Annotated in this window: 10 protein-coding genes; 4 read left to right on the top strand and 6 right to left on the bottom strand. The window is 62.4% G+C overall.

Translation table 11 applies throughout. The annotated features are described in order from the left end of the window. Positions 1-88 precede the first annotated feature (88 nt). From yghU to scpA, 4 genes are all read left to right on the top strand, one after another. The gene (yghU, locus tag CRO46_RS14540) at positions 89-1,009 is read left to right on the top strand and encodes a glutathione-dependent disulfide-bond oxidoreductase (protein ID WP_097108511.1); all 921 of its coding nucleotides are present in this window, start codon (positions 89-91) and stop codon (positions 1,007-1,009) included. After that, complete coding sequence (locus CRO46_RS14535) at positions 1,009-1,386, top strand: hypothetical protein (protein ID WP_097108510.1); 378 nt, start codon at positions 1,009-1,011, stop codon at positions 1,384-1,386. Before yghU ends, CRO46_RS14535 begins: the two co-directional genes overlap by 1 nt. 169 nt (positions 1,387-1,555) lie before the next feature. Next, positions 1,556-3,562: an acetyl-CoA carboxylase biotin carboxylase subunit gene (locus CRO46_RS14530; RefSeq protein ID WP_097108509.1), complete on the top strand. Its 2,007-nt coding sequence runs from the start codon at positions 1,556-1,558 to the stop codon at positions 3,560-3,562. Continuing rightward, complete coding sequence (scpA, locus tag CRO46_RS14525; protein ID WP_097108508.1) at positions 3,559-5,697, top strand: methylmalonyl-CoA mutase; 2,139 nt, start codon at positions 3,559-3,561, stop codon at positions 5,695-5,697. Before CRO46_RS14530 ends, scpA begins: the two co-directional genes overlap by 4 nt. Before the next feature lie 61 nt (positions 5,698-5,758). Here the strand turns inward: scpA and CRO46_RS14520 are convergent, their stop codons facing one another. From CRO46_RS14520 to CRO46_RS14495, 6 genes are read right to left on the bottom strand one after another with little or no spacing between them, the layout of a single operon-like run. Further along, entirely contained in the window at positions 5,759-6,823 is a 1,065-nt protein-coding gene (locus tag CRO46_RS14520) for a dipeptidase (protein WP_097108507.1), read from the bottom strand. 11 nt (positions 6,824-6,834) lie between these two features. After that, positions 6,835-7,605 (bottom strand): ABC transporter ATP-binding protein, encoded by a 771-nt coding sequence (locus CRO46_RS14515; protein ID WP_097108506.1) that lies wholly within the window; start codon positions 7,603-7,605, stop codon positions 6,835-6,837. Between the two features lie 9 nt (positions 7,606-7,614). Next, entirely contained in the window at positions 7,615-8,442 is an 828-nt protein-coding gene (locus CRO46_RS14510; protein ID WP_097108505.1) for an ABC transporter ATP-binding protein, read from the bottom strand. Continuing rightward, a complete protein-coding gene (locus CRO46_RS14505) occupies positions 8,439-9,362 on the bottom strand; it encodes an ABC transporter permease (RefSeq protein WP_097108504.1) in 924 nt (307 codons plus the stop codon). The genes CRO46_RS14510 and CRO46_RS14505 overlap by 4 nt, the downstream gene beginning before the upstream one ends. Continuing rightward, on the bottom strand, positions 9,359-10,423 hold the full coding sequence (locus tag CRO46_RS14500; RefSeq protein WP_097108503.1) for an ABC transporter permease: 1,065 nt from the start codon (positions 10,421-10,423) through the stop codon (positions 9,359-9,361). Before CRO46_RS14500 ends, CRO46_RS14505 begins: the two co-directional genes overlap by 4 nt. After that, positions 10,424-12,019 (bottom strand): ABC transporter substrate-binding protein, encoded by a 1,596-nt coding sequence (locus tag CRO46_RS14495; protein WP_097108502.1) that lies wholly within the window; start codon positions 12,017-12,019, stop codon positions 10,424-10,426. Between the last annotated feature and the right edge of the window lie 191 nt (positions 12,020-12,210).

Below are 12,210 nucleotides of genomic sequence, written 5' to 3'. Positions count from 1 at the left end.
GTTACCCGGTGACGGAGGCGGCTGCAATGTGCGGACCATTGACCTATATCCCCGGTGAGACACATCTCGCCAACAAGGATCTGATTTCATGACTGAAGAACACAAGTTCCCGCCTGAAAACAACTTCCCCGCCGGCTATGAGCCTGCGAAAGTGTGGGAATGGAAACAGGGCAATGGCGGTCGCTTTGCCAGTATCAACCGACCGATCTCCGGCCCAACCCATGACCAGAAATTGCAGGTCGGAAAGCACCCGCTGCAGCTTTATTCGCTGGCCACGCCAAATGGGGTCAAGGTGACGGTCATGCTCGAGGAGCTGCTCGCCGCTGGTCATGAGGGCGCGGAATACGATGCCTGGCTGATCAATATCGGCGACGGCGACCAGTTCGGTTCGGGCTTTGTCGAGATCAACCCGAACTCGAAGATCCCGGCGATGGTCGACCATTCGACACCGGAACCTACGCGGGTGTTCGAATCGGGTGCGATCCTTCTCTACCTAGCCGAGAAGTTCGGCGCGTTCCTGCCGAAGGAGCACCACGCCCGCACCGAAGCGCTCAACTGGCTGTTTTGGCAGATGGGGGCCGGCCCGTTCCTGGGCGGCGGCTTCGGGCACTTCTATGCCTATGCGCCGATGAAGATCGAATACGCCATCGACCGCTACGCCATGGAGGTCAAGCGCCAGCTTGACGTGCTCGACAAGCACCTGGCCAAGAACGAGTACATGGCGGGAATCGAATACTCGATTGCCGACATGGCGATCTGGCCCTGGTACGGCACGCTGATGCAGGGCAAGGTCTACAATGACGCAGCCACCTATCTCGACACCGGCATCTATACCAATGTGAAGCGCTGGACCGATCAGATCGCCGAGCGTCCTGCCGTCAAGCGTGGCCGCATGGTCAACCGCGCCTCCGGCGATCCGGCCGGGCAGCTGCGCGAGCGCCACGACGCATCCGATTTCGAGCTGAAAACGCAGGACAAGCTCGAGGCGCAGAAGGAAGGCGGGGCCTGATGGCAAAATTGCCTGAAATGACCAAGCACCGCGGGATCCCGTCCGGCCTGCCCGGCACGGGGTTCCAGTTCACCATCCGCCGCGCCAATCCGCGCGGCGTGACGGCGATCTTCAAGCGGCAGCGCATGGCCGACCGGACATCGACCGAAAAGCTTGCCGACGCGGCCTTCCTGCATGCGCTGTGGCACAAGTTCGGCGACGAGCCGTTCGAGCGCGGCAATCTCGATGCAGGGCGGATCAGCTGGCTGTTCGGACGCGAAATCGTGCCCGCGGAAGAGCCTTTCGATCCGAAATCCTACCAGGCGCTGCTCCGTATCGACGAGCGCGTGGGGCGGGCGAGCTATCCGGCCGCGTTCGAGGATGTGCTGGAGGTTTGATTCAAGCCTCGACCATCTCGTCATCCTCGGGCTTGTCCCGGGGATCCACAACCGGACGAGGCGGCAAATAGCTGGTGCTGCTGGCACCAAAGTATTGGGTCCTCGGGTCAAGCCCGAGGATGACGACGGTAGTAAGGGGCCGCAGGCCCATCAGCGGGGGTAGAAGTGCATGTTTTCCAAGATCCTGATCGCCAACCGTGGTGAAATTGCCTGCCGGGTCATCAAGACCGCGCGGGCGATGGGCATCAAGACGGTTGCCGTCTATTCGGACGCCGACCGCAACGCCGTCCACGTGGAAATGGCCGACGAGGCGGTGCATATCGGTCCGCCGCCGGCGGGCCAGTCCTATCTGATGGCGGACAAGATCATCGAGGCCTGCAAGCAGACCGGGGCGCAGGCCGTGCATCCAGGCTACGGGTTCCTGTCCGAACGGGCTTCGTTCTGCGAGGCGCTCGAGAAAGAGGGCATTGCCTTCATCGGCCCGAAGGTCAAGGCCATCGAGGCGATGGGCGACAAGATCACATCGAAGAAGATCGCCGCCGAAGCCGGCGTTTCGACGGTTCCCGGCCACATGGGGCTGATTGACGACGAGACCCATGCGGCGAAGATCGCAGCCGAGATCGGCTACCCGGTCATGATCAAGGCATCGGCCGGCGGGGGCGGCAAGGGTATGCGGATTGCCTGGAACGACGCCGAGGCCCGCGAGGGGTTCTCCCGCTCGAAATCGGAGGCGGCGAGCTCGTTCGGTGACGACCGGATCTTCATCGAAAAGTTCATCGAGGAGCCGCGGCATATCGAAATCCAGCTGATCGCCGACAGCCACGGCAACACGGTCTATCTGGGCGAACGCGAATGCTCGATCCAGCGGCGGAACCAGAAGGTGGTGGAGGAGGCGCCCTCGCCGTTCCTCGACGAGGCAACGCGCAAGGCGATGGGCGAACAGTCGGTGGCGCTGGCCCAGGCCGTGGACTACCAGTCGGCCGGAACGGTGGAGTTCATCGTCGACAAGCACCGTAACTTCTATTTCCTCGAGATGAACACGCGGCTGCAGGTCGAGCATCCCGTGACCGAGCTGATCACCGGCATCGACCTGGTCGAGCAGATGATCCGGGTCGCCGCCGGCGAGAAGCTGCCGTTCACGCAATCCGACGTGAAGCTCAATGGCTGGGCGGTGGAAAGCCGTCTCTACGCCGAAGACCCCTACCGCAATTTCCTGCCGTCGATAGGCCGGCTGACCCGCTACCGGCCGCCGCAGGAGGGCACGACCGAAGGCATAACCATCCGCAACGACACCGGCGTGACCGAAGGGTCCGAGATCTCGATGTTCTACGATCCGATGGTGGCAAAGCTTTGCACCCATGCGCCGACACGGCTCGAGGCGGTGGACGCCATGGCCGACGCGCTCGACAGGTTCGAGGTCGAGGGGATCGGCCACAACCTGCCGTTCCTGTCGGCGCTGATGCAGCACCCGCGCTGGCGCGAAGGGCGGCTGTCGACGGGCTTCATCGCAGAGGAGTATCCGGACGGCTTTGCTCCGGTGCCGCCCAATGACGACACCGTCGAACGCTTTGCCATTGCCGCGCTGCTGCTCAGCCACATCCTGGGCGAACGCAATGCGCAGATCTCCGGTGCGCGTTTCAGCCAGGCAGAAAAGCGGGCGCATGAGGACAAGGTCGTCCGCATCGCGGGCCGTGAGATCACCGGTCATATCGACGATACCGACGAGGTCTACCTGGTGCGGCTGCCAGGCCAGGAGCCGCTGCCAGTGACGACCGACTGGACGCCGGGCGCCAGGCTCGCAATCTTCGACATCGACGGGGAAACGAACGCCATCAAGGTCGAGCCCGCCGACGCCGGCTGGCGGCTTCGGCAGCTGGGTGTGGATGTGCGGGCACAGGTGTTTTCCCCGCGCGTCGCCGAACTCGCCCGGCTGATGAAGGAGAAAGTGGCGCCAGACACGTCGAGCCTGCTGCTCTGCCCGATGCCGGGCCTGATCGTCTCGATCGCCGTCAACGAGGGCGACGAGGTGCAGGAAGGCCAGACGCTGGCCGTGGTCGAGGCTATGAAGATGGAGAATGTGCTCAAGGCCGAACGCAAGGGCGTCGTCTCGCGCATCCCGGTGAAACCCGGCGACAGCCTGGCCGTCGACGAGATCATCATGGAGTTTGCGAAATGACCAGGACCACGCGCGACTGGCTCGAGCTGGCCACCAGGGATCTCAAGGGCAAGCCGATCGAGAGCCTGAACACCGAAACGCCGGAAGGCATCACGCTGAAGCCGCTCTACACGGCGGAAGACCTGCCCGAAACAGCTGCCTCGGAATTGCCGGGCTTCGCGCCGTTCACACGTGGCGTCCGCTCGACCATGTATGCGGGCCAGCCCTGGACGATCCGGCAATATGCCGGCTTCTCCACGGCGGAGGAATCCAACGCGTTTTACCGCAAGAATCTCGCTGCCGGACAGAAGGGGCTGTCCGTGGCCTTCGATCTCGCCACCCATCGCGGCTATGATTCCGATCATCCGCGGGTGACCGGCGATGTCGGCAAGGCCGGGGTGGCGATCGATTCGGTCGAGGACATGAAGATCCTGTTCGACGGCATTCCGCTCGGCGAGATGAGCGTGTCGATGACCATGAACGGGGCCATCATCCCGGTGCTGGCGATGTTCATCGTTGCCGGCGAGGAACAGGGTGTCGAGCGGGCCAAACTTACAGGCACGGTGCAAAACGACATCCTCAAGGAGTTCATGGTCCGCAACACCTATATCTATCCGCCGGAACCATCGATGCGGATCGTCGCCGACATCATCGAGTTCACGGCAAAGGAAATGCCGAAGTTCAACTCGATCTCGATCTCCGGCTATCACATGCAGGAAGCCGGCGCGACGCTGGCGCAGGAACTCGCCTATACGCTGGCCGACGGCATGGAATATGTCCGCGCGGCGCAGGCCAAGGGGCTCGATGTCGATGCCTTCGCCGGCCGGCTGTCGTTCTTCTTCTGCATCGGCATGAACGTGTTCATGGAAGCGGCAAAACTGCGCGCGGCGCGGCAGATGTGGTCGAAGATCATGACTGATTTCGGCGCCAGGTCGGAGCGCTCGAAGATGCTCAGAACCCATTGCCAGACCTCCGGAGTTTCGCTGACCGAGCAGGACCCGTACAACAACGTGGTGCGGACCGCGTTCGAGGCGATGGCCGCGGTGCTCGGCGGCACCCAGTCGCTGCACACCAACTCGTTCGACGAGGCGATTGCACTGCCGACGGAATTTTCCGCCCGCATCGCCCGCAACACGCAGCTGATTTTGCAGCACGAGACCGGCATCACCAATGTCGTCGATCCGCTGGGCGGCTCCTATTACGTAGAGAAGCTGACCGCCGATCTGGCTGAGAAGGCCTGGGAGCTGATCGCAGAGGTGGAGGCGCTCGGCGGCATGACCAAGGCGGTCGAGCAGGGTCTGCCGAAAATGCGCATCGAGGAGGCCGCCGCACGGCGGCAGGCGCGGATCGACCGGGGCGAGGATGTGATCGTCGGCGTCAACCGGTTCCGGCTCGCCGACGAGCCGCAGGTCGACATTCTCGACATTGACACGGACAAGGTGCGCGCCGGGCAGATCGCACGGCTGAAGAAGATGCGCGACAGCCGCGATCCGAAGGCGCATGAAGCTGCAATTGTGGCGCTGGAACAGGTGGCTAAATCGGGCAAGGGCAACCTGCTCGAAGCTGCCGTCGAGGCGGCACGGGCGCGGGCCTCGCTGGGCGAGATCTCCGACGCCATGGAACGCGGTTTCGGCGGCCGCCACCACGCGACAACCCGCGTGATCGGCGGCGTCTACAAGGACGTTTATCAGGACGACCCGGAGTACAAGGCGATCCGCGACCGCATTGCGGATTACACTGCCGACAAGGGCCGCGCGCCGCATGTTCTGGTCGCCAAGATGGGCCAGGACGGCCACGACCGCGGCGCCAAGGTGATCGCCACGGCATTCGCCGACATGGGCTTCAAGGTGGATCTGACCGACATGTTCGAAACGCCCGCGGAAGTCACCGAGAAAGCCATCGCGCTCGGCGTTGACGTGGTCGGCGTCTCATCGCTCGCCGCCGGTCACAAGTCGCTGGTGCCCGAACTCATCACCCGGCTCAAGGACCAGGGCCGCGACGACATCCAGGTCGTCGTCGGCGGCGTGATCCCGGAACAGGACTACGCCTTCCTGCGCGAAAAAGGCGTCGCCGAGATTTTCGGGCCAGGCTCGAATGTACTCGATGCGGCAAACGCGGTGCTGGCGCGGGTGGCAGGGTTGAAAAGGAACGTGTGAAGCTTTCTTCGGGTGTTCCGTAACTTTCCGGAGACGGATGAGTGGCGCTGCGTCGACGGAATCACACCCCCCAGGTCCGTTCCAGAAGCGCAATCCAGTTCTTCCGGGCGATCTTCTCGATCAGCGCCTCGCCATATTGCCGTTCGTGCATCTGCCCGATCAGCGCCTGAACGCCCGTGACATCGCCGATGACGTCGGGCAGTTCGGCGCCGTCGAAGTCGGAGCCGAAGCCGACATGATCTTCGCCGAGCTTCTCGATGAGATGATCGAGGTGGCGCATCACCGGGTCCCAGCCGCAATCGGTGGCCTTGCGGCCGTCTTCACGCAGGAACACGGTGGCGTAGTTGAGGCCGACCATGCCGCCACTCTCGCGGATCATTGAAAGCTGACGGTCGGTCAGGTTGCGGGTCGAGGGCGTGACCGCGTGGGCGTTGGAATGGGTGGCGACCAGCGGGGCATCCGAGAGGCGGGCGACATCATCAAAGCCCTTCTCGTTCAGGTGCGACAGGTCGATCATGATCTTCAGCTCGTTGCAGGCCTTGACCAGCTGCTTGCCGGCATCGGTGAGGCCTGGCCCGGTGTCGGGATCTCCGGGAAAGCGGAACGGTACGCCGTGGCCGAAGACGGTCGGCCTGCTCCAGACCGGGCCAAGCGATCGCAGACCCATGGCATGAAAGGCGTAGAGCGCGTCGAGGTCGGGGCCGATGGCTTCGGCACCCTCCATGTGCATGATTGCCGCGATGGTGCCGGTCTGCATGCAGGCGTTGAGATCGGCCGTGCTGCGGCAGATCTTCAGAGCGCCCTTCGAGGTTCGTTCCATCCACATCAGATGGGCCGCCATCTGCAATGCGGTGGCTTGCGTTTCATCGGCGCTCATCAGTTGCGGCAGCGGCAGATCATAAGGCGGCGCGTCCATCATCGCCTGATAATCGGGCGCGCCGGGCTCTTCCGGAGACGGAATGTAGATGGCGAAGAAACCGCCGGCGAAGCCCGCCTTCTGCATGCGTGGCAGGTCGAGGTGCCCCTCCTGCCACTCCTCCAGCCACAGCGCCTCGCGGTTTTCAGGCGCGCGCAGCAAACGCAGCAGGAAGTCATTGTGGCCGTCGAAAAATGGCGTCTTTGCCATGGCTGGCTCCATCAGCGCGGACGGGCGGGGCTACGGGTAAAGCCCGCGCTCGCCGTCAGCAGGTTGCGGGTATAGGTCTGGGTCGTCTCGTGGGCCTGCAACGCTTCGCGTGTCAGTTCTTCGACCACCTCGCCCGACTGCATCACCACCAGCCGGTCGCACATGTGCGAGACGACTGCAAGATCGTGGCTGACCAGAATGTAGGTAAGGCCGCGCTGCGCCCGCAAACGGTCGAGCAGATTGAGCACCTCGGCCTGGATCGAGGCGTCAAGTGCCGAGGTCGGCTCGTCGAGCAGGATGATTTTCGGTTCCAGGATCAGCGCACGGGCGATGGCAACGCGCTGGCGCTGTCCGCCTGACAGCTGGTGCGGATAGCGGAAACGGAAGCCTGCACCCAGCCCGACATCCTCAAGCGCCTGTTCAACCCGCTTCTCCACATGATCGAGGCCGTGGATGACCAGGGGCTCCGACAACACGCGGTCGATGGTGTGGCGCGGGTGCAGCGAGGCATAGGGGTCCTGAAACACCATCTGCACCCGGCGATAAAATGCCTGGTCGCGCGGCGACGGCACAGGCTTCCCGTCGATGCTGATGCGGCCGGCGGTTACCGGCGTTAATCCGCACAGCGCGCGCAGAACCGTCGACTTGCCGGAGCCGCTTTCGCCGACGATGCCGAAACTATCTTCTTCCTCGACCGCGAGCGACACGCCCGTGAGTGCGCGGACGTGACGGCCGCCGCCGGAAAACGTGACTTCGAGGTTCTCTATGTCGATCAAGGCCATGCGCGTTTCCTATTCGAGCCAGGCGTCGTCGCGCGCGAGAACCGGCAGCGGGCGGGTGTCGCCGGAAATCGTCGGCAGGCAGTTGAGCAGCCCCCTGGTATAGGGGTGACTGGCCTGATCCATATGCCGGGCGTCGAGTTCTTCCACCACACGCCCCGCATACATGACCAGCACCCGGTCGCAAAAGGTCGCGACAAGCCGCAGATCGTGGCTGATGAAGACCAACCCCATGCCACGTTCGGTGACCAGGCGATCGAGAATGCGCAGGACCTCGATCTGCACGGTGACATCGAGTGCCGAGGTCGGTTCGTCTGCGATCAGCAGATCAGGCTCGGTGATCAGCATCATGGCAATCATGGCGCGCTGGCCCATGCCGCCGGAAAGCTCATGCGGATAGGCCGCCATCACACGTTCAGGGTCACGGATTTGCACGGCTTCAAGCATGGCGAGAGACTTGTCCCTGGCTTCCGTCTTGCCGCCATGCAGCTTGACCGCTTCCATCAGTTGACGACCGACGGTCATCACCGGGTTCAATGAGAATTTCGGATCCTGCATCACCATCGACATGCGGGCGCCGCGCAACTTGCGCCATTGCCGCGGACTGGCATTGCGCAGATTGATGCCGTCGAACTCCAGCCGCTCGGCGGTGGCGGTGCCTGAGACCGGGGTCAGGCCGAGAATGGCGCGGCCGGTCTGAGACTTTCCGGATCCGCTCTCGCCGACAATGCCGAGCCGTTCACGGCCAAGACTGAAACTGACACCGCGCACCACTTCCACAGGGCCCTTTCGCGAGGGAAAGGCAATGCGCAGGTTTTCGACCGTCAGCAGCTGGCTCATTTCCCGGCCTTCGGATCGAGCACGTCGCGCAGGCCGTCGCCGAGCAGATTAAAACCGAGCGAGACGGCGAAAATGGCAATGCCGGGCATGGTCGCCACCCACCAGTAATCGATGATGAAGCGCCGGCCGCCGGCGATCATCGCGCCCCATTCGGGTTGCGGCGGCTGCGCGCCAAGCCCGAGGAATCCCAAGCCGGCTGCGGTCAGAATGATCCCCGCCATATCGAGGGTGACGCGAATGATTACCGAGGACAGGCACAGCGGCACCACATGTCCCCAGATAATACGCGGTGAGGATGCGCCCTGCAGCCGAATCGCGTCGATGTGCTCGGCATTGCGGATGGTGAGTGTTTCGGCGCGGGCAAGCCGTGCATAGGGCGGCCACGAGGTAATAGCGATGGCGATGATGGCATTCTCGATGCCCGGGCCGAGAGCGGCAACGAAAGCCAGCGCCAGGATCAGCCGCGGGAAGGCCAGGAAGATGTCGGTGATACGCATCAGCACCGTGTCGACCCAGCCGCCGAAATAGCCCGAGACGGTGCCGACGAGCAGTCCGATCGGTGTGGCGATGATAGCCACCAGAGCGACGACAAGCAGCGTCAGCCGCGCGCCGTGAACCACACGGCTGAAGATGTCACGCGCCAGATCGTCGGTGCCCATCAGGTGTTCCCAGGAGGGTGGCAGCAGGCGTTCGGTGCGCAGATCGCCGCCCAGCAGCGGGTCGTAGGGCGCCATGACATTGGCAAAGATCGCAACCAGCACCAAGAGAACGACAATTCCCAGGCCAACCATTCCGAGCCGGTTGCCGCTGAACAGTTTCCAGGTCCGCCAGATTTGGCCAAGCCGTGCCTGACTGCGCGAGACCGGCTGCTCGCTTGTGAGCCAATCGCCGAGGCTCTGGCGTGAAACCGGGGTGCTCATGAGCGCCTCCTGACCCGGGGATCAAGCACGGTGTAGAGGAAATCGGACAACAGGTTGAGGCCGACGAAGATGATGCCGATCAGAAGAGTGCCGCCGAGCACCGCATTCATGTCGGCATTCTGCAGCGAATTGGTCAGATACTGACCTAGGCCGGGCCAAGCGAAGACGGTTTCGGTCAACACCGAACCTTCGAGCAGGCTCGCATAGGAAAGGGTGATCACGGTGACCAGCGGCACGGCCGCATTCCTGAGCGCATGCACCCAGATGATGCGCCATTCCGCCACGCCTTTTACCCTCGCCGTGACGACATATTCCTGCGCCAGCTCGTTGAGCATGAAACTGCGCGTCATCCGCGCAATATAGGCCATGGAGAAATAGCCCAGCAGTGCTGCGGGCAAGGCAATGTGGGAGACCACGTTGCGGAAGGCGGCCCATTGACCCTGCATCGCGGTGTCGAGAAGAAACAGTCCGGTGGTGGGGGTGAAGGCATATTCGTAGGAAATGTCGATGCGGCCGGGGCCGGCGACAATGCCCCATTTGGCATAAAACACCAGTAGTCCGAGCAGACCGAGCCAGAAGATCGGCGCCGAGTAGCCCAGCAACCCGATGATGCGAACCACCTGGTCAACCAGCTTGCCCTGCCGGACGGCGGCCCATACTCCGACCGGAATTCCCAGCAGCGTGCCGATGAGGATCGCCACCGTGGCCAGTTCAAGCGTCGCGGGGAAAGCACGGGCAATGTCATCGATGATCGGTTTTTTGGTGAGCAGGCTTTCGCCGAAATCACCGGTGACCGCCTTCTCGACATAAAGACCGAACTGCACATAGAGCGGGCGGTCAAGTCCGAGCTCGACGAAGGCCTTGTCATAGGTCGACTGCGAAGCCCGGTCGCCAACGACAGCAAGCACCGGGTCAACCGGGACCACCCGGCCAATCAGGAAGGTGACGACGAGCAGGCCGAAAATGGTCACGGCTATGGTGGCAAGAAGCCGGGAAGCCTTGCCGAACAGTGCCGGAAGGGCGCGCTGGCGCCCCTCCGTTAGAGCGGGGATTGCAGACACTTACTTGGTCACGGCCTTGAAAGAGTTGTCGTTGAACGATGGCCCAATGACAAAACCCTCGACATTCTTGCGGCGTGCCAGAACCTCGATCTCCTGGAACATGATGACAAAGGGCGATACCTGCTGATGTTCTCTTTGCAGATCGATATACATCTGGGCGCGCTTGGCCGCGTCGGCTTCGAGAATCGCCGCGTCGGCCTTGAGCGTCATCTCCGGGATATCCCAGGCATTGCGCCAGGCCAGCGGTTTGGACGCCGCATCATCGGAGTTGTCGGGATTGCGGGCGAATGTATCGGCATTGGTGTGCGGATCCTGATAGTCCGGGCCCCAACGGCCAATGTAGATGTCGTGGTTGCGGGCGCGGTACTTGGTCAGCGTTTGTTGTCCGTCGCCAGGGATCAGTTCCATGTTGATGCCGGCCTGCGCCATGGTCTGCTGGATGGCCTGACCCATCGAGGTGATTTCAGGTGTGTTGCGTGTGTCCATGGTGACCGTAAAACCATCGGCCAGACCGGCTTCGGCAAGCAGTTTCTTGGCCTTTTCGACATCGAGCGAAAACGGCGTGTCTTCCAGCGCGCCGAGGAACCCGCGCGGGAGGAAGGCCTGATGCGGCACCACCTTGCCCTTCATGATGGTGTCGGCGATGGTCGCGTAATCGACGAGATGTTTCATCGCCTGACGCACCTCGGGCTTGGCCAGGTTTTCGTTCTTCTGGTTCAGCCCGAGGTAGTAGATCGACCCCTTGACGCCGCTTTCGATGACGATGTCGGCATTGGTCGACAAGGCCGCGATCTCTTCGGCGCTGACATTGCGGGCAATGTCGATATCGCCCTGCTCCAGCAATAGCCGCTGGGTCGCGGTTTCGGGAATGTGGCGATAGATGGCGCGCGCCATTGCCGGAGCATCACCGGAATAATTGTCGTTGCGCTCAAGCACCACGGCTTCGTTGGCGCGCCAGTCACGGATGGTGAAGGGACCGGAACCGGCGTAATTGGTCTTGAGCCAGTTGTAGCCGAAATCGCCGTCTTCCTCGTGGCTCTTGACCAGTTCGCTGTCGACGATGAAGCCCACTGTCGCCGTCAGGCAATAAAGCACCAGCGTCGGCGCATAGGGCTTGTCCATCTCGAACTCGAAAGTCATGTCTCCGGTCTTGCGGATCATGGCATCGACATTGTCGGCGTTGAAGCCGAACTGGGTGAGAATGAAGGCCGGTGACTTGTCGAGCTTGATCACACGCTGCAGGGTGTAGACTGCATCATCCGCGGTAATCGGGTTGCCCGACGCAAACTTCATGCCCGGGCGGATGGTAAAGGTGAAGGTCTTGCCGTCCTCGGAGATGTCCCACTTCTCGGCCACCACACCGAAGATCTCGGAGACATCATTGACGTTGTATCCGACGAGGCCCTGGTAGGCGTTGCCGAGGATTTCCGATGCCGAAAACTCGAACACTTCAGCCGGGTCAAGCGTTATGATGTCGTCAATTGCCCAAGCCTGGATAAGGGTGTCGGCCGGCGTCTCAGCCTGTGCCGCGACCGGCGCAAAGGCTGCAGCAGCGCATAGCAGCCCTGCCGCGATAACTCTCTGAAATTGTTTCATGATACCGTTCCCAGTTGAGGTTCCCTGTCTTCACAGCGTGCAGGCGCGGTATGTTCTCCTTGTCGCCCCTGTGAAAGGTTCATTGAGGACACAGGGGCCTGGGTGTGTCAAGCACTTGCGGCGGCAGTAGTGCGGGCCATTTTTACGGCTTTCTGCCGAGCTGAACCGACGCAAAAACGGCGATATGGATA

This window comes from Parahoeflea halophila, assembly GCF_900220985.1.
Taxonomy (GTDB): domain Bacteria; phylum Pseudomonadota; class Alphaproteobacteria; order Rhizobiales; family Rhizobiaceae; genus Hoeflea; species Hoeflea halophila.
The sequence above is the reverse complement of the archived record's forward strand: the minus strand, read 5'-3'. Positions and strand labels throughout refer to the sequence as shown.

Coding starts and splice junctions, on each gene's coding strand:
- yghU (WP_097108511.1), top strand. CDS start 89: ATGACTGAAGAACACAAGTTCCCGCCTGAAAACAACTTCCCCGCCGGC.
- CRO46_RS14535 (WP_097108510.1), top strand. CDS start 1,009: ATGGCAAAATTGCCTGAAATGACCAAGCACCGCGGGATCCCGTCCGGC.
- CRO46_RS14530 (WP_097108509.1), top strand. CDS start 1,556: ATGTTTTCCAAGATCCTGATCGCCAACCGTGGTGAAATTGCCTGCCGG.
- scpA (WP_097108508.1), top strand. CDS start 3,559: ATGACCAGGACCACGCGCGACTGGCTCGAGCTGGCCACCAGGGATCTC.
- CRO46_RS14520 (WP_097108507.1), bottom strand. CDS start 6,823: ATGGCAAAGACGCCATTTTTCGACGGCCACAATGACTTCCTGCTGCGT.
- CRO46_RS14515 (WP_097108506.1), bottom strand. CDS start 7,605: ATGGCCTTGATCGACATAGAGAACCTCGAAGTCACGTTTTCCGGCGGC.
- CRO46_RS14510 (WP_097108505.1), bottom strand. CDS start 8,442: ATGAGCCAGCTGCTGACGGTCGAAAACCTGCGCATTGCCTTTCCCTCG.
- CRO46_RS14505 (WP_097108504.1), bottom strand. CDS start 9,362: ATGAGCACCCCGGTTTCACGCCAGAGCCTCGGCGATTGGCTCACAAGC.
- CRO46_RS14495 (WP_097108502.1), bottom strand. CDS start 12,019: ATGAAACAATTTCAGAGAGTTATCGCGGCAGGGCTGCTATGCGCTGCT.